The sequence below is a fragment of the Serpentinicella alkaliphila genome (assembly GCF_018141405.1).
Taxonomy (GTDB): Bacteria; Bacillota; Clostridia; order Peptostreptococcales; family Natronincolaceae; genus Serpentinicella; species Serpentinicella alkaliphila.
The window spans coordinates 940173-963904 of record NZ_CP058648.1 but is presented as its reverse complement, the minus strand read 5'-3'; the positions used below and the strand labels follow the sequence as shown (position 1 = coordinate 963904).

Here is a 23732-nt window from a genome sequence, read left to right as displayed (position 1 = left end):
CCTGTTTTTTTAATGTAAATTAAAATAATCTTTCATATCTCCTTGTTTCAATAATATATACTAAATCATCAATACTTCTATTTCTAGCATTAATTATTACTGCACCACTATTGTCACCTTGTGTGTTATTAATATTCATAAAGCCATTACTATTATTTAAATAAATAACAGCATCTACATGTCTAGAATCATTAAAATCCACAACCTCATATCCCCGTTCTTCCAATTCATTTTTTATATCTTTTAAACCTTCTTGTAACGCAACTCTTTTCAAAAAAAACACCTCCTAGGCCTATTATTACTAGAAGGTATGTAAATTATACTTATTCACTTAGTTTTCCAATAACCTTAATAGCTTCATTAATAATTTTAAACTCTATCGGATTATGATTTATAACTTCTCCATCAACATTTATACTAAGATTTTCTTCAGATTTTATTTCTACAAATTGTCCTCTAAAAATTTCAACCTCTTTAAATTTTATATGCTCTCCTTTAAAGATCGTTGGAAATAGGTATAAAAGTTTTAGTTTAGACATTTTATTCACTATACAAATATCAAATAAACCATCATTTACTTTAGCATTAGGGGCTATCTTCATACCACCCCCATAGCAAATAGCGTTACAGATGGCCACTAACATTACATCCTTTTCTATCTCTATTTCATCTATTCTTATTTTTATCTTTTTACTTTTAAATATAATTAAACCTTTGAGAAGTGCTAAAACATATGAATACTTACTTGAAATAAACCTCTTTATTTTATTTGCTTCCTCTGCAATAACAGCATCCAATCCTATACTTGCTATATTTAAAAATAATTGACCGTTTAATTTACCTACATCAACATTTAAGTAGTTTTCTGAAATGATAAACTCTACTGCCTTATCCATAGAAAGGGGTAAATGTAAAGCCCTTGCTAAATCATTTCCTGTCCCCGCAGGGACAATTCCTAATATTTTGTTACTATTTATCATTCCATTAAAAACTTCGTTAACTGTCCCATCACCTCCGACAGCAACAATAACATCAACTGATGTTAATGCAGCCTCTTCGGCCAATAGTTTTGCATCACCAGGCTTTTCAGTAACAATAATATTATAGTTTAACCCTCTATTGCCCATAACTTGATTTATGAATGCAATAGCTTTCTTTCCATTATTTCTTCCTGCAACGGGATTAACAATGAACAAATAGGTCAATAGAGCCACCACCTAGTTATTTATTAACTCTTCCAGATTTTACTTGTACTCCATCTAGATAATTATTCTTTGCTCTCTCTAATGCCTGCTCTTCTTCTGTTGAAATATGGTAATTAGAAACTCCATTTTTAACAGACTTTGCATAAGTATATGATTCGGCTCGTCCATGAATTCCAGTCAAAATAAATCCATTATCATTTTGATCTAAAAGTGCAATTGAATAGCTTAAGTCGCTTCCAACGTCTGAAAATGCGTTATATCTAATAAATCCTACTTTTTGAATTCCGAAACTCAATTTATTATCTAAAATGTTAAGCTTAGAATTATAGTTTTCAAATTCTTTACTAACATTATCAATACGTTCCATATGTTCTAATAAAATACTTTCAATATTTTTACCAGACATACCCTTTGTTAGTTTTTTATACTTGTCCTTCAAACTTGCTGTTGCAGCATAATTACCTACTAATAAAAATATAAGTATTAAATTAAGTAATAAGCTTGCTAAAATAAAGATTGTTACGTTTTCTGTTACTATTAAATTTAATGCATCCACTTAATCCCCACCTTCTTAGAGTAACGTTATGTTTCTATATTACATTGTAAAGGGTAAAAATGCTAGAGTCTATTGATATTTGTTTCTAGATTTGCAATTATATTCATATTTCTGGGTAAACTTAATGCTTGCACTAATTAATAATATTTTATATGAACATAGTAGCATTATCTGTTTCATACTGTCCCCACATTCCTTTGATGTAATGTCAAAATTACATTAACAATTTAATTCTATAACGTTTAAAAGACTAACGAACAGCTCAGAAACAAAGTTGGGCATCCCACAGAACCCATATTATTGAGAAACCACCAAAATCTATTCTACACTAGAATTATAATATGCTGAGATTAAAGATTAAAGACTTTGACTAAATAATAATAATTATAAAATAATAAAAATTATTATTTTATAATTATTATTGCTATAGGTATATATAACAACAAAGATGATATCATTTTAAAATATTAAGTATCTATTATTTTCTGCTTTTAAGTATAAGGCCTTACAACTTGCCTTTCAATTAGCTAGGTGGCAGGTTTTCTTTCAAACCACATCTCTGAAACACACATCGTAAACCATTAAAATAGAGGGGCTTTACCCCTCTATAGAATCACATATGCTTTTTAAAGCTTCTACTGCCCTATCTATTTCATATTCAGTAGTAAAATAACCAAAACTAAATCTTATTGTTCCCTGTTCAAAGGTACCTATAGTCTTATGAGCTAAAGGTGCACAATGGAGGCCTGACCTTACGCCTATATCAAATGACTCATCAAGTAAACAACCTATTTCTGATGAATCTTCATCTCCAATATTTATCGAAACTACAGCTGCCTGTGTACCTATATGGTGAGCTCCATATATTTTAATTTGAGGTATTTCTTTTATCTTAGAAATGAAATATTCTGTTAAAAACTCTTCCCTCTTATGAATTTTTTCCATACCTTCATTAAGTATAAATTGGATTCCTGCACCAAGGGCCACTATACCAGGTGTATTTGGTGTACCACTTTCATATCTATCAGGCATAAACAAGGGCTGAATAAGTTCCTCTGACTTACTACCTGTTCCACCTTCTTTAAAATGATCAATTTCAATACCTTCTCTAATATAGAGTACTCCCAATCCTTGAATCCCTAGTAATCCTTTATGAGCCGGTAGTGCCAATAAATCAATTCCTATTTTCTCTACATCTATTGGATAAATGCCTGCGGTTTGGGCCGCATCAACTAAAAAATAAATATTATTCTCCCTAGCTATTTTCCCAACCTCTTCAATAGGCATAATAGTACCAGTTACATTAGATGCATGAGTTAAAACAATTAGCTTCGTATTACTTCTAATTTCTTTTCTTATTTTTTTTGGATCTAATACTCCAAACTCATCACAATCTACAATAGTATTAGTAACTCCTTTTCCTTCTAAGGCCTTAATTGGTCTTAGTACAGAGTTATGCTCCATACTAGTTGTAATTACATGATCCCCATCTTTAAGTAGTCCTTTTATTGCTAAGTTTAAACTATCTGTAGCATTAGACGTAAATACTATTTGCATTGGGTTTGAAATATTAAATAGCTGGCACAATAATTCTCTAACTTCATATATGGCCTTTCCCGCTTCAAATGCCATTTTATGTCCTGATCTTCCTGGATTTGCAGCAGAATTTTTTAAATGATTTAAAACTGTTTCGTGAACAATTTCAGGCTTTGGAAAAGTAGTGGCTGCGTTATCAAAATAAATCAACTATACCCCTTCCTTCAGGGAACCTATTAGTGGGAGGATTGTAATACTTCTAAAATCCTTTCAAACTCCTCTTCACTATAGTATTCAATTTCTATTTTCCCTCTTTTGTTCCCCTTAACTATATTTACTTTAGTTCCTAATATTTGTTTTAAACTATTTTCAATGTCCTTAGTTAGAAAGTCTTTTTCTTTTTTTACTTTCTCTTTTTTTGCTTCTTCTGGAGAAACTAATGATTTGACCAACAATTCTACCTGTCTTACATTAAGCTGCTCTTGTTCAATTTTCAATGAAAGCTCATACTGTTTAGATTCATCTTTAATGGCTAATAAGGCTCTGCCCTGACCCGCACTTATTCTTCCTTCTCTTATCATATCTAGTACTGGTCCGTATAATTGTAAAAGTCTCATTGTATTTGCAACATGAGGACGACTTTTTCCTAATGCCTCTGCTAGTTGATCTTGTTTGATTTCATATTTATCAATAATATACTTATAGGCTAAGGCTTCCTCGATTATATTTAGGTCTTCTCTTTGTATATTTTCAATTAATGCTACCTCAATCAATTTCTTTTCATCATAGTTTTTAACAATACAAGGTATTTCTGTAAGTTTTGCCTCCCTAGCAGCTCTCCATCTCCTTTCTCCAGCGATAATCATATATCCATCGTCTTTTTTTAATGCTATAACCGGTTGAATTATACCATGTTTTTTTATAGATTCTGCTAATTCAAGTAAAGCCTCTTTTTCAAAATCTTTTCTTGGTTGGTTTTTATTTGGGTATATGCTATTTATATTAATTAATTCGACGACATTATCACTTATTTTTTCCTCTACATCATTCATATGTATAATCTGAGGAATTAGTGCATCTAAACCTCTGCCTAATCCCTTCTTTTTATTTAATTTAGCCATTTAAATCACATCCTCCTCTAAATCAATAAACTCTTCAGCCAAGTCTTTATATGCCTCGGCCCCTTTTGATTTTTCATCATAATAAATAATTGGTTGTCCATGACTTGGGGCTTCTGCCAGTCTAACGTTTCTAGGTATTATGGTTGTGTATACCTTACCTTTAAAATAGTTTTTAACTTCATCTACAACCTGTATTGAAAGGTTAGTTCTTCCATCAAACATACTTAAAACAACACCTTGGACTTCCAAGCTCGGGTTTAAGCTTTTTTTAACTAGCTGAATAGTATTCATTAGTTGACTAACTCCCTCAAGGGCATAATACTCACATTGAATAGGAATTAAAACTGAATCTACTGCAGCAAGAGAATTGATTGTTAATAAGCCCAATGATGGTGGGCAATCAAGGAAAATATAGTCATAATCATCTTTTATTTGATTAATAGCTTTTTTTAGCTTAATCTCCCTTTCTCCTTCTTGGGTGGCTAATTCTATTTCTGCCCCTGCTAAATGTTGACTTGAGGGTATTAAATCAAGTTGATCAAATTCTGTAGTTATAATTACTGAACGTATATCTAAATCGTTTATAATAACATCATAAATTGTATTTTCAATAGTACTTTTATCTATTCCAAAGCCACTTGTCGTGTTTCCTTGCGGGTCTATATCTATAACGCATATTTTTTTTCCTTTTTGAGCGATACATGCACTTAAATTAACATTTGTAGTTGTTTTACCAACGCCACCCTTTTGATTAAAGATAGCTACCACCTTTCCCACATTAATTCCCCCTATTGGACAAGTTTAATTTATTATATATACATTTCTATACAGTTTGAATATTTCCTCTATAAATTTGTTATTAATAATCATCATTTTACTCGAATATAATAGACTTAAAAGCGTTAATTTTTTTGTATTGCCTAAAATCTCTACACATTTAAGGGGGTTAACTATGGTTAAAATAATATTTACTACTTTTTTAATTGTCTTTATTGCAGAACTTGGTGATAAAACACAGCTGCAAACAATGCTACTAGCAACTCAATCTAATACTTTATGGCCTGTTTTTGTTGGAGCATCTATGGCATTAATTCTAAGTTCTCTTCTTGGTGTTATAGCAGGATCCTATTTAACAAGATATGTACCTGCTTCATATTTACAAACTTCAGCAGGAGTAGTATTTATTGTTATTGGAATACTCACACTAGCCGGTAAGATATAAAAAAAGATTACTTAATTTAGTAATCTTTTTAGTAGCTTATTGTTTAGGGATTTTTACTATTAATTCGATAAATTCACCTTTGTCTACTTGCTTAAACTCTGCATTATTTTGTTTGTCCTTTATAGCCTCATAGGCCTGTTTTATAGTATTTATATAAATTCTATAATTCATAAAACTCTTAATCTTTTGGTTTCTTTGTGGCTTATCTTCCTCATTACTAATAGCCTCAATCATACCCTGTATTAATTCTTCCGATTTTTTTACATTTAAATCATTTTTAATAATCCTATTAATTGCTATTAATCTTAACTCATCATCAGGTAACTTTAGTAATGCCCTTGCATGTCTTTCTGTTAAATTATTTTCTACTAATAACTTTTTTACTTCTGCATCTAGCCTTAATATTCTTAGTTTATTAGCAATTGTTGATTGATTTTTTCCTATATAAATTGCTAATTCCTGTTGAGTAAATCCATGATCTTCTATTAAATTAGCATAGCCCTCTGCCTCTTCAATAAAGTTTAAATCTTCTCTTTGTAAATTTTCAATTATTGCTAATACTGCTGAATCTTTATCATTGAAGTTTCCGTGGATTATAGCGGGTATTGTTTCAAACTGAGCCATTCTCGCAGCTTTTAGTCTTCTTTCTCCCGCAATTAACTCATATTTACCTTCGCCCATTTGTCTAACGCTAATAGGTTGGAGAATACCATATTTTTTTATCGATTGACATAATTCTTCTAAACCTGATTGTGAAAATATTTTTCTTGGTTGATATGGATTTGGAATAACAGCATCCAGATTTAATTCAATTACTTTTCTTTCTACACAATTCATCTTACCCATCCCTCTTTTCTTTTAAAAGGATTTACATATAGTTTATTAATTCTATAATAAAACCCCATCTCCTGCTTTAAATTATTTTAACTTGCAATTTTCGTACAACAATAATCACCATTTTTTGTTCTATTTAATAGGCTCTTTTGAGGGTTTTCCTGCTTTTCTAGGGTACTTTGTCGAAGTTTGTTTTATTTTTCTTATTATAACTATGTTATGGCTAATATCACTAAAAGGAAGGGGTACTTCTATTTGTTTTAGAACTTCCCCTCCTAATACTTTAAGAGCTACCCTACTTTCTTCCATCTCTTCAATTAGCTTACTTCCTTTTTGACATATAAAATATCCCCCTACTTTAACAAAGGGTAAGCAATATTCTAATAATATATTAAGTGGAGCAACAGCTCTTGCAACAGCAAAATCAAACTTTTCTCTATAGTTTTTATTTTGACCAACATCCTCTGCTCTACCATGGACATATTCAATATCATTTATGCCTAATTGATTTCCGACCTCTTTTAAAAATCCAATTCTTTTATTTAAAGAGTCTAGTAATGTAAGCTCTATATTAGGGAAAATAATTTTTAAAGGTATACCTGGAAAGCCAGCACCGGTACCAACATCGATAACCTTACCACTATTTCCAATAACTTCACTTTTAGCGCAGGAGATTGAATCTAAAAAATGTTTTATTATTATTTCTTTATCATCCTCAATAGCAGTTAAATTCATTTTTTGATTCCACTCTAACAAAACCTCTTTATACTTCATAAACTGTGCTATTTGTTTTTGGTCTAAATCAACACCTAATTGGTCGCTACCTTCTTTAAGCATATTATTTAAATCCATATTACTCCTCTTCCTTTCTCCTTCTTCTCATTTGCTCTAAATATACTAGAAGCACGGATACATCAGCCGGAGATACACCGGATATTCTGGAAGCCTGTCCAACAGATAATGGCTTTATATCATTAAGTTTTTGCCTTGCTTCTATCCTAAGTCCTTCTATTTTACTATAGTCCATATCCTCTGGAAGCTTTTTGTTTTCAAGCTTTCTAACACTATCTATTTGCTTTAATTGTTTGTCAATGTAGCCTTCATACTTTATTGTTATTTCACATTGTTTAACTGCTCTTTTTAACAATCCCTCAGGTCTATTTATATCTATATCTTTCATATTTTCATAAGTAACCTCTGGTCTTTTTAATAGATCAAGTAGAGAAATACCACCTTTTATAGGAGTACTACCTATTTTTTCTAAGAAAGGATTTGCAGTTTCAGGTGAAACATTTGTAGCCTTTAATCTCTCCATTTCAGATTCTATTTGCTGTTTTTTCATTAGATATTTTTCATATCGTTCTTCAGATACTAACCCAATATTATAGCCTTTTTCTGTCAATCTTAAGTCCGCATTATCTTGTCTAAGTACTAATCTATACTCCGCTCTAGAGGTCATCATTCTATATGGTTCATTTGTTCCCTTTGTAACTAAGTCATCTATTACTACCCCTATATAGGCCTCTGAACGGCTTAAAATTAATGGCTCCTCACCTCTAATTTTTTGGATTGCATTAATACCAGCAATTAAACCTTGAGCTGCTGCCTCCTCATAGCCGGAGGTTCCATTAAATTGACCTGCACAAAATAAATTATTTATATGTTTAGTTTCTAAAGATGGTTTTAACTGAAGAGGATCGATACAATCATATTCTATGGCGTATGCAGGTCTCATCATTTCTACATTTTCTAATCCTATAATACTTCTATACATTTGAATTTGTACTTCTTCTGCTAGACTTGTTGAAATACCTTGAACATACATTTCTTTAGTATTTAATCCCTCTGGCTCTAAAAATAATTGATGGGTTTGTTTATCGCTAAATCTTACGATTTTATCTTCTATAGAAGGACAATATCTTGGTCCAATACTTTCAATATCCCCTCTATACATTGCAGAACGATTCAAGTTCTCTTTTATAGTAAGTTTTGTCTCTGGGGTTGTTCTAGTTAACCAACATGGATATTGTTCAATGTTTAACTCATCATTCATAAATGAAAAAGGGTCAATAACATCATCCCCTGGTTGAATTTCCATTTTAGAAAAGTCAACAGTATCACTGTGTACCCTAGCAGGTGTACCGGTTTTGAATCTTCTCATTCTACAACCTAATTCAGTTAGTCTACCAGAAAGATATTTTGCACTATATAAACCATTAGGTCCTGATTCATAATTTAATTCCCCAATAAATACTCTACTATCTAAATATACACCCGTTGCTAAAACAACAGCCTGTGCATAGTAAATACCACCATTTCTTGTAACAACGCCTTTTACTGTGTTATCCTCTACAATTAAATCAACAACTTCTCCCTGCTTAAGAAATAGATGTTGTTGATTCTCCAGAGTTTTTTTCATTTCTTCATGATATTTTGTTTTATCTGCCTGTGCCCTTAAGGAGTGTACTGCTGGACCTTTAGCTGTATTTAATATTCTACTTTGGATACATGCTTTATCTATATTTAGGGCCATTTGCCCACCTAAAGCATCTATTTCCCTAACTAAGTGCCCTTTTCCTGTGCCCCCTATAGAAGGATTACATGCCATCATTGCTACAGAATCTAATGACATAGTTAATACAACCGTCCTATAACCCATTCTTGCAGCTGCTAAGGCTGCTTCACAGCCAGCATGTCCAGCTCCAACCACAACAACATCATATTTGCCCGCTTCATACCTAATCATCTTTATCCTCCTCGAATCACGCTATTTTCCAATACAGAAGTTTTGGAAAATATGGTCTATTAAATCTTCAGCTACGGTTTCTCCTGTTATCTCACCTAAGGCCTCCCAACAATTTTTTACGTCAACCTCAATAAAATCCATAGGTAACTTTTTATTCATTGCTTCTAATCCCTCCACTATGGAATCTAATGCTCTTTCTAATGCATTTTTATGTCTAACATTAGTTACTAGTAGCCTATCTTTAGTCCGTACGTCTCCACTATAAACCATATCTACTATTGCATTTTCAAGCTCATCTATACCCTTTTCCTCAGCAATAGAGAGTTTAATTATCTTTTTATTTTCAATATATTGACTAATTGCTGACTCATCTAATTTAGAAGGTAGGTCAGTTTTATTTATAATCACCAGTGCTTTTCTAACTTTTATAAGCTCTAAAATTTCAAAATCCTCTTTTGTTAATTCAGATGAAATATCAAGCATAAAAATAATTAGCTCTGCCTTATTGAAAAACTGCTTAGACCTTTCTACTCCTATTTTCTCAACAATATCTTCAGTCTCTCTTATTCCAGCAGTATCTATAATTTTTATCGGTATACCCTTAATGCTTAATTGCTCCTCAATTATATCTCTAGTTGTTCCAGGAACTTCTGTTACGATTGCTCTAGATTCTCCTAACAATGCATTTAATAGAGAGGATTTTCCTACATTCGGTTTACCTATAATTACTGTATTAAGACCTTCTCTAATAATTTTACCCGTATCAGCTGTCTCTAGTAGAAGCTTTATTTCATCTTTAACCTCATTTGATCTCTTTATTAATATGTCTAACGTAACCTCATCTACATCTTCTTCATCTGCAAAATCTATGGAAACCTCTATATGAGCTAAAATATCCATTAAATTTTTAATTATTTCCTTAACTTTTTTAGATAGTGAACCTTCTAATTGATCTAATGCAACATCAAACCCTTTATCAGTTTTAGCACTTATTAAATCCATAACTGCTTCAGCCTGGGCCAAGTCAATTCTTCCATTAAGAAAAGACCTTTTTGTAAATTCTCCGGGCTCCGCTGATCTTGCACCCATTCTTAATACTAATTCAAGTATTTTTTTAACTGGTATAAACCCACCATGACAGTGGATTTCTACAATATCCTCAGTTGTATATGTAAACGGAGATCTCATATATACAGCTAATACCTCGTCAACTTTTTCATTTGTGTCTGGGTTTAAAATATAACCATAATTAACTCTTCTCTCATCAAAATCAACTAAATTTTTTCCTTTTTTTGATTTAAATATTTTATTAGCAATATCTATTGCCTTATTTCCGCTTATTCTAACAATACCAATTCCAGCCTCTCCAGGAGCAGTAGCAATAGCAGCTATAGTATCACTTAAAAACATTTTTACACCCTCTTTTTATATAAGCTTAAATAATTATAATATTATTATTTTAAAACATAACATTTAATATGTGAATAATATTGTTTAATTTCTTGTACCTAGAAACGTATAAAAACCCAGTATTAAACTGGGTTATTTTTTTGGTCCTATAACAACTTTTCTAAAAGGCTCTTCCCCTTCACTATAGGTCTGTATTGCTGGATGACCTTGTAGTGCCGCATGTATAATTCTTCTTTCGTATGGGTTCATAGGCTCTAATGCAATACTTTTTCTTGTTTTCTTTACCTTATAAACAATTTTATTAGCAAGCTTAATTAAAGTCTCTTCTCTTTTTTGTCTATAGTTCTCTGTATCAATAAAGACTTTCAAGTACTTTTCTCTTTCCTTATTAACAACTAAACTAGCTAAGTACTGAATTGAATCAAGAGTTTGTCCTCTTCTTCCTATTACAACACCCATATTTGGGCCTTCTAGATATACCTTAATTACTTCATCTGCTAATTCAGTTACTATTTGAACCTCTAACTCCATAGCTTTGAACATTTTTCTTAAAAACTGTTCAACATCCTTTTCAGGATTATCTTTTACTGTAATTTTAATTTTTGCCTGCTTTGAACCTATAATTCCAAGAAAGCCTTTAGAAGGGATTTCTAGAATTTTAATATCCACTTCATCTTTCTTTTTACCAAGTTGCTTTAACCCTATATTTGTAGCATCCTCTATGGTTCTACCCTCTACCTCAATAAATTTCATATTATGCATTACCCCCTTTATTAGCAAAAGGTTTTGTAATTAGTACTTGTTGAACATATTGCAAGAAGTTACTTATTGCCCAATATAAAACAACCCCTGCAGGCATAGGTGGCCCTATTAACCCTTTAGAGAATGCAAATATCATAACAGGCATCATATATGACATTGTTTTTGCATTTTGATCATTACTTGATGTAGTTAGAGTTGTTAAATATGTTGTAACTGCAGCTAAAATTGGAAGTATCCACGGATCCATTTCCGCTAAATTAGGTATCCATAAAAAACTTTTACTTATAGCTTCATAGGCAGCTTGAGATTCAAAAACATATATTCCAGGATTTCTTAAAGCCGTAAATAGACCTATAATAACTGGAAATTGAATTAATAAAGGTAAACATCCAGCAAAAGGATTTACATTATATTCTTGATACAGTTCCATCGTCTTTTTACTTAACTGTTCTTTATCATTTTTATATTTTTCTTGTAAAGCTTTAATTTTCGGTTGTATCTCATTCATTTGCTTCATTGATTTAGTCTGTTTAATTGTTAAAGGCAACATAACTAACTTAGTTATTATTGTAAAGATAATAATTGAAACTCCGTAGTTACCAGTAAAATCATATACTGCCCTTAGTATAGTTCCAAATAATTGTGCTAATGCTGTCAATTTAATAACCCCCTACTAACTTTCGTCTTTTATTTTTAAAGGGTCATAACCTCCAATATTGAATGGATGACACCTTAATATTCTTCTTAAAGTTAAATAGCTTCCTTTAAAAAAACCGTAATGCTTATAGGCCTCTATACTATAGTTCGAACAGCTTGGGTAAAATATGCAGCTTGGTTTTTTTAATGGTGAAACCCATTTTTGATAAATATGAATTAAACCAATAGCTAGCCTAGACATTTTAATTCCTGCTCTCCATTAATTTATTTAGTCAACTTCATTTTTTTCATTAAGTGCAGTAATGCACTTTCAATTTCTTTAAAGGTCGAGTTTTTACAGTCAGCCCTAGCAATGAAAACAATATCATAAGCTATTTTAAATCTTGAGTCATTTAATCTATAACTTTCCTTCATTAGTCTTTTTACTTTGCTTCTAATTACACTATTTCCTACTTTTTTTGAGACGACAAAACCTACCCGATTATTATTTAAACTATTTTCTGTAATATATATAATTAGAAGTTTATTAGCCATAGATTTTTTTTTCGAGTAAACTACATTAAAATCACTATTTTTTTTTAATCTATTGGCCGGTTTCATATTTTTCCTCCATACCCCAGTAAACAAAATTATAGAAAAAGGCCACAATATGCGGCCTTTACGCAGTCAGTCTCTTTCTGCCCTTTAATCTACGTCTTTTTAAAACATTTCTTCCATTTTTAGTGCTCATTCTTTTTCTAAAACCATGCTCTTTGCTTCTTTGTCTTTTTTTAGGCTGATAAGTTCTTTTCACAAATTACACCCCCTTCGAAGTACTGGCAAGTACTACTATATATCAAGTAAGTAACCATTTTTATAAAAATGTGCAAACTTCATATAAAATTATATCTACAATCATTTGGCATGTCAAGAAAAAAGCAATTAATAAGATTTTTCATGTTGTGGATAAATAATATTCACATTATAAAAAAATGTGGATATTTTGTTGGTTTTTGTTGAAATCTTTCGATGGATTTGTTATGATGTTTTTGCCTGTTGATAATGTTTGTAAATTTATTAACTTTATTAAGAGTTATTCACATCTGTGGATATAAATGTGAATAACATTATTATTTTATAGGCTAATAAATATAATTAACTATTTTTCATTATTTTCTATGTTAATAATATCTTTGTTGATATTGTGTATAAGTCCATATATAATAAAAATAATCCCAACTTTTTTATACTTTTCCACATTGTTAAGCATAACCATGTTAGTAAAAATTATTACTATTTTTTTATGTTTTTTTTATGTAATTGTGGATTATTTTATGGATAACTTTTTAATAACTATAAAAATTAATTTATTTTGCATTAAGGGGGATCATGTTTTATGAACGAAAATCTATCCCAAATTTGGGACAAGACCCTAAGTTTAGTAAAAACAGAATTAACAGAGGTCAGCTTTTCAACTTGGATAAAGACAATTGAACCAATTTCTATTGACGATAACATTGTTATATTAAAGGTACATAACGATTTTAATCGCGATATTATTACTGGGCGTTACTCTACGCTTATTTCTAATGCAATTAAGCAGGTTACTCATAAACAGTATGAGCTAAAAATTATCATACCTAATGAAGAAACTGCTATGCATAAAGAAAAGGTTAATAGGCCTGCTCGAGAACAAATTCAAACTAAAAATCTTAACCCTAAATATACCTTTGATACCTTTGTTATTGGAAATAGTAATAGATTTGCCCATGCTGCTTCTGTTGCTGTTGCTGAGCAACCAGCTAAAGCTTACAATCCCCTTTTTATATATGGTGGTGTAGGATTAGGAAAGACTCATTTAATGAACGCTATAGGTCATTATATTATGCAAAATAACGCTAATGCCAAAATAGCCTATGTCTCTTCTGAAACCTTTACAAACGAATTAATTAACTCTATTCGTGATGACCGGAACGTAGAGTTTAGAAATAGATATAGAAATGTAGATGTACTATTAGTAGATGATATCCAATTTATCGCTGGCAAGGAAAGTACTCAAGAAGAGTTTTTCCATACTTTTAATGCCTTGCATGAATCCAATAAACAAATAATTATTTCAAGTGACCGTCCTCCAAAGGAAATACCAACCTTAGAGGATAGATTAAGATCAAGATTTGAGTGGGGCCTAATAACTGATATTCAGCCCCCTGATATAGAAACGAGAATTGCTATTTTACGTAAAAAGGCACAAATGGAAAATATGGATGTTCCTGATGAAGTTATGTCTTTTATAGCAAGTAAAATACAGGCAAATATTCGTGAGCTTGAGGGAGCCTTAATAAGAATTGTTGCCTATTCTTCATTGGCTAATGGAGAAATAACCGTTGATATTGCTAGAGAGGCTTTAAAAGAAATATTTTCTTCTAAGAAAAGACAAATAAATGTTCCTTTAATTAAGGAAATTGTTTCTAAGAAGTTTAATATTAAAATTGAAGACTTTAATGCAAAAAAGAGGACAAGATCCATTGCATTCCCAAGACAAATCGCTATGTATTTGACTAGAGAGCTAACAGATCTATCTTTACCTAAAATTGGAGAAGAATTTGGTGGTAGAGATCATACAACAGTTATACATGCCCATGAAAAAATATCTAATGATATGAAAAACGACCCTTATTTAAAAGAAAAAATTGAAAAAATTATTAGCAGTCTAAAGGACGAATAATAATACACAGAGGGTGTTAACACCTTGTTGATAACTATAATTTATATTATCTTGATTTAATATGTGGATAACTTTCACCAGGTTATTCATATTTTATTAACACGTGTAACGCAACTGATTACTCTTAATTACCCACTTACTAACAAACTAACAGGCCCTACTACTATTACTACTATTATTTCTTATTTAAACTATATATTTTTATAAGGGGGATTATCCACAACATGCATTTTATAAGCCAAAAAAAATCACTTTTAAATGCTATATCTATTGTGCAAAAAGCTGTTTCTTCAAAATCAACATTACCTATATTAAAAGGGATATATATTGAAGCCGTTAGTAACCATTTAAAATTTATTGCTACAGATTTAGAAATAGGTATTGAACATATTATTGAGTCAAATATTCTAGAAGAAGGAACTGTTGTTGTAGATGCAAGACTATTTAGTGAAATAGTTAGAAAACTTCCTGATTCTGAAGTTGAAATACTTTTAAAAGAGCAACAGATGATTATAAAGTGTCAAAATAGTGAGTTTAACATTTTATATTATCCATCAGATGAATTTCCAGAATTACCAACAATAGAGCAGAGAGCTACTTATGAAATAAATAACCAGGTTTTTAAAAATATGATTAGACAAACATCTTTTGCTACGTCACAAGATGAAATGAAACCAGTATTTACTGGGGTTCTAGTAGAAATTATTGATAATAAATTAAATATGGTTGCACTAGATGGATATAGATTAGCTCTAAAAAAAGTAGAACTTACTGAAGGATATAATAATAAGGCTATAATTCCTGCTAAAACTTTAAATGAAATAGGTAGAATAATGGATGATAGTGATGATACAGTTTACATGACTCTGTCTGACAAACATGCCTTATTTACTTTAGGAGAGACAAAGCTTATTTCTAGGCTTTTAGAAGGGGAGTTTATTAATTACAAACAAATTATTCCTAAGGAATATAAGACTAGAATTAAAGTTAGTACAAGTCTTTTACTAGATAGTGTTGAAAGGGCTGCACTAATTTCAAGAGAGGGAAAAAATAATCCTATTAAATTAAATATTGTTGGAGATAAGCTAATAATTACATCCAATTCGGAAGTAGGAAAAGTACAAGAGGAAATAGATATTGAAACAGAGGGTGAAGATTTAAACATTGCATTTAACTCAAAATATCTATTAGATGTATTAAAAATTATTGAAGATGAGTTTTTATTTATTGATTTCATGACTAGTATTAATCCTGGTTTAATAAGACCTGAGGAAGATATAAACTATAAATATTTGATTTTACCTGTAAGAGTTTCTGAATAAATTAAATAATTATACAATTAACTATATGGCACCTTTGTAGCAAAAACTCTACAAAGGTGTTTTTATGAGACACTTTTTATGGCTAAGAATAGATAGAGGATTAATTGATAGCTATATATTATTATCTTAGGGTTAATTAAGTGGTTTGCTATTAATATTGTATTAAAAAATTAATTGTAAAAAAATAAAAAATGGAAAACTTAAATTATAATACGTTAGTAGGAGTGATTAAATTGATAAAAGAGATTAAGATAGAAAATGAATATATAAAATTAGATTCCTTATTAAAACTAAGTGATGTTGTTTCTACTGGTGGACAAGCTAAATACTATATATTAGATGGAAAAGTTATAGTAAATGGCGAAGTTACAGAGCAAAGAGGTAAAAAAATTAGAGTAGGTGACATAGTCGAGGTAGATGGAGTAAAGATTAAAATAGTGTAAAAAATGAGGGTGCAAAATGATAATTGAGGGGATTCGGCTATTAAACTATCGTAATTATGAAGAATTAGAGTTGAAATTTCATTCCAATCTAAATCTGTTTGTTGGTGAAAATGCACAGGGAAAAACAAATTTATTAGAGGCTATATACATATGTGCACTTGGAAAGTCTTTTAGAAATAACAAGGATCAGGAGCTTATTAATATAAATAAAAACCAGTCACTTATTAAGACCTTTGTGAAAAAAAGGAATAGAGATATAAAAATTGAGTTAATATTGCAAAAGGATGAAAAAAAGAGGATAAAAGTCAATGACGTATCCTTAAATAAATATGGGGAACTACTAGGAAATTTAAATGTAGTACTTTTTTCCCCCGAAGACTTAAAAATAGTTAAAGAAGGCCCAAGTGAAAGGCGCAAATTTATAGATAATGATATTTCTCAAATTTCTCCTAAGTACTATTATCTAATGAATCAGTACAATAAAATACTTCTTCAAAGAAATAAGTTATTAAAAAATAAGGGAGTAAAGCCTATAGATTTACAGGTTTGGAATGAGCAACTTTCAAGTTATGGTACAGAAATAATAATATATAGGAGAAATTTCATAAAAAAACTAAGCCTCCTAGGAAAACTAATGCATAGAAAAATTACAGAATCAAAGGAAAATCTAGAAATTAAATATGATTCAAATATAAATATAAATGAAAATATGAACTCTATACAAATTAAAGAGAGATTTTTAGCAAAAATAGATTCGGTTTATGTCGAGGAGAAGTATAGGGGTATAACTTTATGCGGCCCTCATAGGGATGAAATAAAATTTACGATAAATGGTATGGATGTTAAAAAATTTGGATCTCAAGGCCAACAAAGGACAACTGTCCTTTCCCTAAAGCTATCTGAGATAGAGTTGATTAGAGGTGAAGTAGGGGAATACCCTATACTTTTACTTGATGACGTAATGAGTGAATTAGATGAGTTTAGGCAAAAATATTTATTGAATAATTTAAAAAATATACAAACTTTTATTACAACTACAGTAATCAATCCTTTTGATTTAAAGAATGATAACTATAAATTACATAGGATCGCAAATGGAAATGTTTACAACAATAAATAAACACCATCTTTCTTATTAATTCAAATAAGTGTATAATAATAGAGTTAAGCAAAATTATCTCCTGAAAAATATGGAAGGGGGCATAACTTTGAAGGGGTATTATACAAATTTTGTACACTTAGGTGGAGACGTTGTAGTTAATAAAAGGGATATAGTAGGGATTTTTGATATTAAGCTTTCAATTAAAAGTAAGACTACTAAAAAATTTTTAAAAACATGTAATGATGAAGGTTTCGTATCTAAAATAACAGAAGAGGAAACCCGATCATTTGTCATAGTTAATATAAAAGGGAAAAACAATGAAATAAAAAAAGATAGTAAATGCTCCAGTTTAATTGTTTACTTCTCACCAATTTCTTCTCTAACACTACAGAAAAGAGCGTATTCGAGTTATTAGGAGGTTTTTGTAATGGAAAATAAAGTACAAAGTAATTATAGTGCAGAAGAAATCCAAGTTCTAGAGGGTTTGGAACCCGTAAGAAAAAGACCAGGTATGTATATAGGTAGTACAGGTCCTAGGGGACTACATCATCTGGTTTATGAGGTTGTAGATAATAGTATAGATGAAGCCTTGGCTGGTTACTGTGATACTATACATGTAACTATTAATGAGGACAATTCAATAAAAGTTACTGATAATGGTAGGGGAATCCCTGTTGAAATACATCCTCAAACAGGCAAATCTACTTTAGAAACAGTATTAACTGTACTTCATGCTGGAGGAAAATTTGGTGGTGGGGGATATAAAGTTTCTGGGGGACTTCATGGAGTTGGGGTTTCTGTAGTTAATGCATTATCAGAAAAATTAGTAGTTGAAATTAAACGAGATGGAAAATTATATCGCCAAAGATATGAGAGGGGTAATCCTTTAACAGAAGTAGAAGAAGTAGGTACTTCTGATGGAACTGGAACAACAGTACTATTTAAACCTGATTATTTAATATTCGAAGAGGTTGAATATAAGTATGAAACATTAGAGCACCGTCTAAGAGAATTAGCGTTTTTAAATAAGGGAATTAAAATAACACTTTCTGATAAAAGAGAAGGTCAGGAAAAGGATAGTACATTTTTTTATGAGGGTGGAATTAGAGAATTTGTTAAGCACTTAAATAAAAATAGAGAGCCTCTTCATGATAAAATAATATATTTTGAAAAAGTTAAGGACGGAAATACTGTAGAGTTAGCATTTCAGTATACGGATGTATATACAGAGAATATTTTTAGTTTTGCAAACAATATAAATACTCATGAGGGTGGTACACACTTAAGTGGATTTAAGACAGCCCTTACAAGAATATTAAATGACTATGCAAGAAAAAATGGTTTCCTTAAAGAAAAGGACCAGAATTTTTCTGGTGAAGATGTAAGAGAAGGTTTAACTGTAATTCTTTCAGTAAAGCTACCTGAACCACAATTTGAAGGGCAAACAAAAACAAAACTTGGAAACAGCGAAATGAAAGGTATTGTTGAATCAGCTTCCAGTGAATATTTAGATTCATTTTTAGAAGAAAACCCTACAGAAGCAAGACTAATAATGGAAAAAGCAATGAAGGCGCAACGGGCTAGGGAAGCTGCTAAAAAAGCTAGGGAATTAACTAGAAGAAAAGGTGTTTTAGAAAATACTACATTACCTGGTAAATTAGCTGATTGTTCAGAGAAAGATCCTAGTCTAAGTGAAATATACTTAGTTGAGGGGGACTCCGCAGGAGGTAGTGCAAAGCAAGGAAGAGATAGAAGGACCCAAGCTATCCTGCCATTAAGAGGTAAAATTCTTAATGTTGAGAAGGCTCGATTAGATAAGATACTAAACTATAATGAAATTGGTAATATGATTACTGCCTTTGGAACCGGAATAGGTGCTGAATTTGATATAGGTAAGTTAAGATATCATAAAATAGTAATTATGACCGATGCGGACGTGGATGGAGCTCACATTAGAACATTACTTTTAACATTCTTCTTTAGATATATGAAACCTTTAGTGGAGTTAGGACATATATTTGTTGCACAACCACCGCTTTATAAGATTAAAAAGGGAAGAGAAGAGTTTTATACTTATTCAGATAAAGAGCTAAATATAAAACTTAACGAAATAGGTAAAAACGGGGTAACTCTTCAACGTTACAAAGGTCTTGGTGAAATGAATCCAGAGCAATTATGGGAGACAACAATGAATCCAGATCATAGAACATTACTTCAAGTAACTGTAGATGATGCATTAGCTGCGGATGAAATATTCACTACACTAATGGGTGACAAGGTAGAACCGAGAAGAGAGTTTATTGAACAAAATGCTAGATATGTTACAAATTTAGATGTATAGTAGGGGGATTTGAATATGATAGAAGAAAAAGACAAGGTTATCCCTATAGGTATAGAAGACGAGATGAAAAAATCCTATATAGACTATGCAATGAGTGTTATAGTAGGAAGGGCTTTACCGGATGTAAGGGATGGATTAAAGCCCGTACATAGGAGAATTCTTTTTTCAATGAGTGAGTTAGGTATGACGCCGGATAAGCCATACAGAAAATCTGCCCGTATAGTTGGGGACGTACTTGGTAAGTATCACCCTCATGGTGATACGGCGGTTTACGATGCTATGGTAAGAATGGCACAGGATTTCTCAACCAGAGCTTTGCTTGTTGATGGGCATGGAAATTTTGGATCTGTTGACGGAGATAGCGCTGCTGCAATGCGTTATACTGAGGCAAGACTTTCTAAAATTTCTATGGAAATGATTAGGGATATTCAAAAAGAAACGGTTGATTATATACCAAACTTTGACGATACATTAGAAGAACCGGCAGTTTTACCAAGTAAATTTCCTAATTTATTAGTTAATGGTTCTAATGGTATAGCAGTTGGGATGGCTACTTCAATACCACCTCATAATTTAAGTGAAGTAATTGATGGAGTAATTACCTTAATAGATGAACCTGAGGCAGATGTAGAAATGATTATGGAATCTATAAAGGGCCCAGATTTTCCAACAGGAGCTATTATAACTGGTAAAGAAGGAATGATTGAAGCCTATAAGACCGGTAGGGGTAGAGTCAAAGTAAGAGCAAAAGCAACCATAGAGGAAACTTCAAAAGGAAAACAGCAAATTATAGTTACAGAAATTCCTTACCAAGTTAATAAAGCTAGACTAATTGAAAAAATTGCTGAGCTAGTTAGAGATAAAAAGGTTGAAGGAATATCAGATTTACGGGACGAAAGTGACCGTACTGGTATGCGTATAGTAATAGAGCTAAAAAGAGATGCTAATTCAAATGTTGTACTAAATAAACTATATAAGCACTCACAATTATCAGATACATTCAGTATTATTATGATTGCCCTAGTTGATGGACAACCTAAGGTTTTAAATCTAAAAGAAATCCTCTATTATTACATAGAGCATCAAAAAGACATTATTGTTAGAAGAACGAAATTTGATCTGAATAAAGCTGAAGAAAGAGCCCATATCTTAGAAGGACTAAAAATAGCCTTAGATCATTTAGACCAAGTAATATCTCTAATTAGAGGGTCTAAAAATGGACAAGAAGCAAAAGATGGGTTAATGGAAAAATTTAATTTATCTGAAAGACAAGCCCAAGCCATTTTAGATATGCGTCTACAGAGATTAACAGGGTTAGAAAGAGAAAAAGTAGAGTTAGACTTAAAAGAAACTTTAGAGATAATTAGACAATTAAAAGAGATTCTTGATAATGAACAATTAGTTTTAAATATTATTAAAGAGGAATTAGTAGAGATAAAAGAAAAATACTCGGATGAAAGAAGAACAGAAATAGTTCTAGATCCAGGTGAAATTAATATTGAAGATATGATTGATGAAGAGGATGTTGCAATTACATTAACTCATTTTGGATATATTAAAAGACTTCCGGTAGATACGTACAAGAGTCAGAAACGCGGTGGAAAAGGTATTTCTGGAATGACTACAAGGGAAGAGGATTTTGTTGAGAACTTAATTATTACATCTAGTTTAGATCCTATCCTTTTCTTCACTAACTTAGGAAGGGTATATAAATTAAATGCCTATGAAATTACAGAGGCTAAGAGACAAGCAAAGGGAACTGCGATCGTTAACTTACTACCACTTCTACCAAACGAAAAAATTGCAGCTATGATACCACTAAGTAAAGATAAAATTTCTAAGTTTTTGTTATTAGCAACTAAGAATGGGTTAGTTAAAAAGACTTCTTTAGAACAATTTGAGACTACAAGAAGAACTGGTTTAATTGCTATTAACATAAAAGACGATGATGAACTAATTAGCGTTAGATTGTGCAATGAAGAACAAGAAATTATTATGATTACTTCTAATGGTATGTCTATACGATTTAAAGAAGAAGATGTTAGAGAAGTAGGAAGAAGTGCAATGGGGGTCAAAGGTATAACCTTGTCTCCAGAGGATCATGTTGTGGCCATGGAAGTTATAGAAGATGACAAAGATTTATTTGTAGTGAGTCAGAAAGGTTTTGGTAAGAGAACAGATATAAGTGAGTACCGTCTACAGTCTAGAGGTGGAAAGGGTATTAAAACTTACAATGTTTCAGATAAAACCGGAAACTTGGTCGGAGCAAAATTAGTTAATATTGATGATGAAATATTATTAGTAAATAACGACGGGATTATTATAAGACTAAACGTTAAAAACATTTCTAAGCTAGGAAGAAACACTAAGGGAGTTACCCTGATGAAAGTTGATGAAAACAGTAATATAGTGACAGTGGCTCAATTACCTAATCATGACGAAGTAATAGAATAACAAATAATTGTACTTACTAAGGCGGCTAAAAAACTTTTTAAAAGTATTTGTAACACTTTTGATTAGTGATTTTTAGCCGCCTTATTTTTAATTCTATAGGAAATTATAAAATTAAAAATCTGTGGATAACATATGGTATGATTGAGATATGAATAGAAAAAAGATAACAGTTAAAGAGATATTGGTAGATAGATATGAGGACTTTAAAAACACATACTGGTCTAGAGTTCCTAAGGTTATGAGAGAACATATAGATGATCTAGTAAATAAGGCTATAAATTGTAGCGATGTTAAAAATGGATATGCCGAATATATATGTGAGGATTGTTTTAGTGTAACGAAAGTACCATTTACATGTAAAAGCAAGTTTTGCAATAAATGCGGAAGAGTATATACACTAAAATGGGCCGAAAAGACAAAGAACAGAACATGTTAAGGGTAGGGCATAGACATAGTGTATTTACAATGCCTAAGGAACTGAGAAACTTCTTTTATGCAAGGAGAGAATTATTAAAAGAATTGCAGGATGCAGTATACAACGTAATTTCATATTGGTATAAAAATAATAGGAAATGTGATTATGAAGTAGGTATAATAGCTGTAGTGCACACCTTTGGAAGAGATTTGAAATGGAACCCACATATACATGCATTAGTAACAGAGGGAGCAATAGATAGAAATAATAATTGGTGGAAGAGTGTTGAATATATACCATATCCATTTTGAAGAAAGCATGGCAGAAGGTGCTACTAGAAATAATTAAGAAATATTTTAATAGTTATGAAACCAGGCAAAATAATAAGTGAGATGTATAAAAGATATCCAAATGGGTTTTATGTTAATGCAAAGAGAAAACTGAATGATACAAGACAAGCAGTAAAGTACATAGGAAGATATCTTGCTAGAGCAAATATAGCAGAATATAGAATAGAGGAATATGATGGAGAAAAGGTTACGTTTTGGTATGAAGATCATAACGATGGAAAAAAAGTAAAGATAACTATGGATGTGTTAGAATTTATAGGAAAAATAACACAACATATAGTACCTAAAGGATTCAAGACAGTAAGAAGATATGGACTGTATTCAAGGAGAAGAAATAAGATATCCAAGGATATAGTGCATCTATATAATTTTATGAAGGAAAAGTCTATAGAAAAATTGCTTAGGGATAAGAGAAAAAGTTTTGAAAAGAAAAAGACCTGGAAAGAGAGGATTATAGAGAATTTCGGAAGAAATCCACTTTTATGTGTAAAATGTACCACTGAAAAATTTTATGGAGAATATGGCATAAAGACTATGGGGTGATATATGATA

At 31.1% G+C, this 23732-nt stretch carries 24 protein-coding genes and 1 pseudogene; 10 read left to right on the top strand and 15 right to left on the bottom strand.

The window, feature by feature from the left end:
- Positions 1-19: 19 nt before the first annotated feature.
- The 6 genes from HZR23_RS04885 to HZR23_RS04860 all read right to left on the bottom strand — a co-directional run bounded on the left by HZR23_RS04885 (position 20) and on the right by HZR23_RS04860 (position 5195).
- On the bottom strand, positions 20-274 hold the full coding sequence (locus tag HZR23_RS04885; RefSeq protein ID WP_132848491.1) for a YkuS family protein: 255 nt from the start codon (positions 272-274) through the stop codon (positions 20-22).
- 49 nt (positions 275-323) lie between these two features.
- Positions 324-1205, bottom strand: coding sequence for a diacylglycerol/lipid kinase family protein (locus HZR23_RS04880; RefSeq protein ID WP_132848490.1), 882 nt, complete (start codon positions 1203-1205; stop codon positions 324-326).
- Positions 1206-1221: 16 nt separating this feature from the next.
- Positions 1222-1761 carry a DUF4446 family protein gene (locus HZR23_RS04875; protein ID WP_132848489.1) on the bottom strand — a complete coding sequence of 180 codons (540 nt, stop codon included), beginning with the start codon at positions 1759-1761 and terminating at the stop codon, positions 1222-1224.
- Positions 1762-2358: 597 nt separating this feature from the next.
- Positions 2359-3507, bottom strand: coding sequence for an aminotransferase class V-fold PLP-dependent enzyme (locus HZR23_RS04870; protein WP_132848488.1), 1149 nt, complete (start codon positions 3505-3507; stop codon positions 2359-2361).
- Positions 3508-3533: 26 nt separating this feature from the next.
- A complete protein-coding gene (locus HZR23_RS04865) occupies positions 3534-4418 on the bottom strand; it encodes a ParB/RepB/Spo0J family partition protein (RefSeq protein ID WP_132848487.1) in 885 nt (294 codons plus the stop codon).
- Complete coding sequence (locus tag HZR23_RS04860) at positions 4419-5195, bottom strand: ParA family protein (RefSeq protein ID WP_132848486.1); 777 nt, start codon at positions 5193-5195, stop codon at positions 4419-4421.
- A gap of 175 nt (positions 5196-5370) precedes the next feature.
- Between HZR23_RS04860 and HZR23_RS04855 the strand changes: the two genes are divergently transcribed.
- Positions 5371-5640 (top strand): TMEM165/GDT1 family protein, encoded by a 270-nt coding sequence (locus tag HZR23_RS04855; protein ID WP_132848485.1) that lies wholly within the window; start codon positions 5371-5373, stop codon positions 5638-5640.
- A 36-nt stretch (positions 5641-5676) separates the two neighbouring features.
- Here HZR23_RS04855 and noc read toward each other — a convergent pair whose 3' ends face one another.
- From noc to rpmH, 9 genes are all read right to left on the bottom strand, one after another.
- Positions 5677-6477 carry a nucleoid occlusion protein gene (gene noc, locus HZR23_RS04850; RefSeq protein ID WP_132848484.1) on the bottom strand — a complete coding sequence of 267 codons (801 nt, stop codon included), beginning with the start codon at positions 6475-6477 and terminating at the stop codon, positions 5677-5679.
- Between the two features lie 129 nt (positions 6478-6606).
- Entirely contained in the window at positions 6607-7326 is a 720-nt protein-coding gene (gene rsmG, locus HZR23_RS04845) for a 16S rRNA (guanine(527)-N(7))-methyltransferase RsmG (RefSeq protein ID WP_132848483.1), read from the bottom strand.
- Between the two features lies 1 nt (position 7327).
- Positions 7328-9220: a tRNA uridine-5-carboxymethylaminomethyl(34) synthesis enzyme MnmG gene (gene mnmG / locus HZR23_RS04840; protein WP_165913680.1), complete on the bottom strand. Its 1893-nt coding sequence runs from the start codon at positions 9218-9220 to the stop codon at positions 7328-7330.
- Between the two features lie 21 nt (positions 9221-9241).
- Positions 9242-10630: a tRNA uridine-5-carboxymethylaminomethyl(34) synthesis GTPase MnmE gene (mnmE, locus tag HZR23_RS04835; RefSeq protein WP_132848482.1), complete on the bottom strand. Its 1389-nt coding sequence runs from the start codon at positions 10628-10630 to the stop codon at positions 9242-9244.
- A gap of 132 nt (positions 10631-10762) precedes the next feature.
- Positions 10763-11383 carry an RNA-binding cell elongation regulator Jag/EloR gene (gene jag / locus HZR23_RS04830; protein ID WP_132848481.1) on the bottom strand — a complete coding sequence of 207 codons (621 nt, stop codon included), beginning with the start codon at positions 11381-11383 and terminating at the stop codon, positions 10763-10765.
- Between the two features lies 1 nt (position 11384).
- Positions 11385-12050 carry a YidC/Oxa1 family membrane protein insertase gene (locus HZR23_RS04825; RefSeq protein ID WP_132848480.1) on the bottom strand — a complete coding sequence of 222 codons (666 nt, stop codon included), beginning with the start codon at positions 12048-12050 and terminating at the stop codon, positions 11385-11387.
- Between the two features lie 15 nt (positions 12051-12065).
- The gene (gene yidD / locus HZR23_RS04820; RefSeq protein ID WP_132848479.1) at positions 12066-12290 is read right to left on the bottom strand and encodes a membrane protein insertion efficiency factor YidD; all 225 of its coding nucleotides are present in this window, start codon (positions 12288-12290) and stop codon (positions 12066-12068) included.
- 23 nt (positions 12291-12313) lie between these two features.
- On the bottom strand, positions 12314-12649 hold the full coding sequence (gene rnpA, locus HZR23_RS04815) for a ribonuclease P protein component (protein WP_132848478.1): 336 nt from the start codon (positions 12647-12649) through the stop codon (positions 12314-12316).
- Positions 12650-12707: 58 nt separating this feature from the next.
- Positions 12708-12842 carry a 50S ribosomal protein L34 gene (gene rpmH / locus HZR23_RS04810; protein ID WP_132848477.1) on the bottom strand — a complete coding sequence of 45 codons (135 nt, stop codon included), beginning with the start codon at positions 12840-12842 and terminating at the stop codon, positions 12708-12710.
- Positions 12843-13424: 582 nt separating this feature from the next.
- Here rpmH and dnaA point away from each other — a divergent pair.
- The 9 genes and pseudogenes from dnaA to HZR23_RS16900 all read left to right on the top strand — a co-directional run bounded on the left by dnaA (position 13425) and on the right by HZR23_RS16900 (position 23723).
- Entirely contained in the window at positions 13425-14753 is a 1329-nt protein-coding gene (dnaA, locus tag HZR23_RS04805) for a chromosomal replication initiator protein DnaA (RefSeq protein WP_132848476.1), read from the top strand.
- 224 nt (positions 14754-14977) lie between these two features.
- The gene (gene dnaN, locus HZR23_RS04800; RefSeq protein WP_132848475.1) at positions 14978-16075 is read left to right on the top strand and encodes a DNA polymerase III subunit beta; all 1098 of its coding nucleotides are present in this window, start codon (positions 14978-14980) and stop codon (positions 16073-16075) included.
- Positions 16076-16308: 233 nt separating this feature from the next.
- Entirely contained in the window at positions 16309-16518 is a 210-nt protein-coding gene (yaaA, locus tag HZR23_RS04795) for a S4 domain-containing protein YaaA (RefSeq protein ID WP_330571415.1), read from the top strand.
- Between the two features lie 16 nt (positions 16519-16534).
- On the top strand, positions 16535-17638 hold the full coding sequence (recF, locus tag HZR23_RS04790; RefSeq protein ID WP_132848474.1) for a DNA replication/repair protein RecF: 1104 nt from the start codon (positions 16535-16537) through the stop codon (positions 17636-17638).
- Positions 17639-17726: 88 nt separating this feature from the next.
- Positions 17727-18035: an extracellular matrix regulator RemB gene (remB, locus tag HZR23_RS04785; RefSeq protein WP_330571414.1), complete on the top strand. Its 309-nt coding sequence runs from the start codon at positions 17727-17729 to the stop codon at positions 18033-18035.
- Between the two features lie 12 nt (positions 18036-18047).
- A complete protein-coding gene (gyrB, locus tag HZR23_RS04780) occupies positions 18048-19961 on the top strand; it encodes a DNA topoisomerase (ATP-hydrolyzing) subunit B (protein WP_132848472.1) in 1914 nt (637 codons plus the stop codon).
- A gap of 15 nt (positions 19962-19976) precedes the next feature.
- Positions 19977-22415: a DNA gyrase subunit A gene (gene gyrA, locus HZR23_RS04775; protein ID WP_132848471.1), complete on the top strand. Its 2439-nt coding sequence runs from the start codon at positions 19977-19979 to the stop codon at positions 22413-22415.
- 148 nt (positions 22416-22563) lie between these two features.
- A complete protein-coding gene (locus HZR23_RS04770) occupies positions 22564-22851 on the top strand; it encodes a transposase zinc-binding domain-containing protein (protein ID WP_213050327.1) in 288 nt (95 codons plus the stop codon).
- A pseudogene (locus HZR23_RS16900) lies at positions 22794-23723 on the top strand (IS91 family transposase). Before HZR23_RS04770 ends, HZR23_RS16900 begins: the two are co-directional and overlap by 58 nt.
- Positions 23724-23732 lie beyond the last annotated feature (9 nt).

What these genes read in the sequence shown, in the direction of transcription:
- HZR23_RS04865 (WP_132848487.1), bottom strand. Translation starts at nt 4,418, where the DNA reads ATGGCTAAATTAAATAAAAAGAAGGGATTAGGCAGAGGTTTAGATGCA.
- HZR23_RS04855 (WP_132848485.1), top strand. Translation starts at nt 5,371, where the DNA reads ATGGTTAAAATAATATTTACTACTTTTTTAATTGTCTTTATTGCAGAA.
- noc (WP_132848484.1), bottom strand. Translation starts at nt 6,477, where the DNA reads ATGAATTGTGTAGAAAGAAAAGTAATTGAATTAAATCTGGATGCTGTT.
- rsmG (WP_132848483.1), bottom strand. Translation starts at nt 7,326, where the DNA reads ATGGATTTAAATAATATGCTTAAAGAAGGTAGCGACCAATTAGGTGTT.
- mnmG (WP_165913680.1), bottom strand. Translation starts at nt 9,220, where the DNA reads ATGATTAGGTATGAAGCGGGCAAATATGATGTTGTTGTGGTTGGAGCT.
- mnmE (WP_132848482.1), bottom strand. Translation starts at nt 10,630, where the DNA reads ATGTTTTTAAGTGATACTATAGCTGCTATTGCTACTGCTCCTGGAGAG.
- jag (WP_132848481.1), bottom strand. Translation starts at nt 11,383, where the DNA reads ATGAAATTTATTGAGGTAGAGGGTAGAACCATAGAGGATGCTACAAAT.
- yidD (WP_132848479.1), bottom strand. Translation starts at nt 12,290, where the DNA reads ATGTCTAGGCTAGCTATTGGTTTAATTCATATTTATCAAAAATGGGTT.
- rnpA (WP_132848478.1), bottom strand. Translation starts at nt 12,649, where the DNA reads ATGAAACCGGCCAATAGATTAAAAAAAAATAGTGATTTTAATGTAGTT.
- dnaA (WP_132848476.1), top strand. Translation starts at nt 13,425, where the DNA reads ATGAACGAAAATCTATCCCAAATTTGGGACAAGACCCTAAGTTTAGTA.
- dnaN (WP_132848475.1), top strand. Translation starts at nt 14,978, where the DNA reads ATGCATTTTATAAGCCAAAAAAAATCACTTTTAAATGCTATATCTATT.
- recF (WP_132848474.1), top strand. Translation starts at nt 16,535, where the DNA reads ATGATAATTGAGGGGATTCGGCTATTAAACTATCGTAATTATGAAGAA.
- gyrB (WP_132848472.1), top strand. Translation starts at nt 18,048, where the DNA reads ATGGAAAATAAAGTACAAAGTAATTATAGTGCAGAAGAAATCCAAGTT.
- gyrA (WP_132848471.1), top strand. Translation starts at nt 19,977, where the DNA reads ATGATAGAAGAAAAAGACAAGGTTATCCCTATAGGTATAGAAGACGAG.
- HZR23_RS04770 (WP_213050327.1), top strand. Translation starts at nt 22,564, where the DNA reads ATGAATAGAAAAAAGATAACAGTTAAAGAGATATTGGTAGATAGATAT.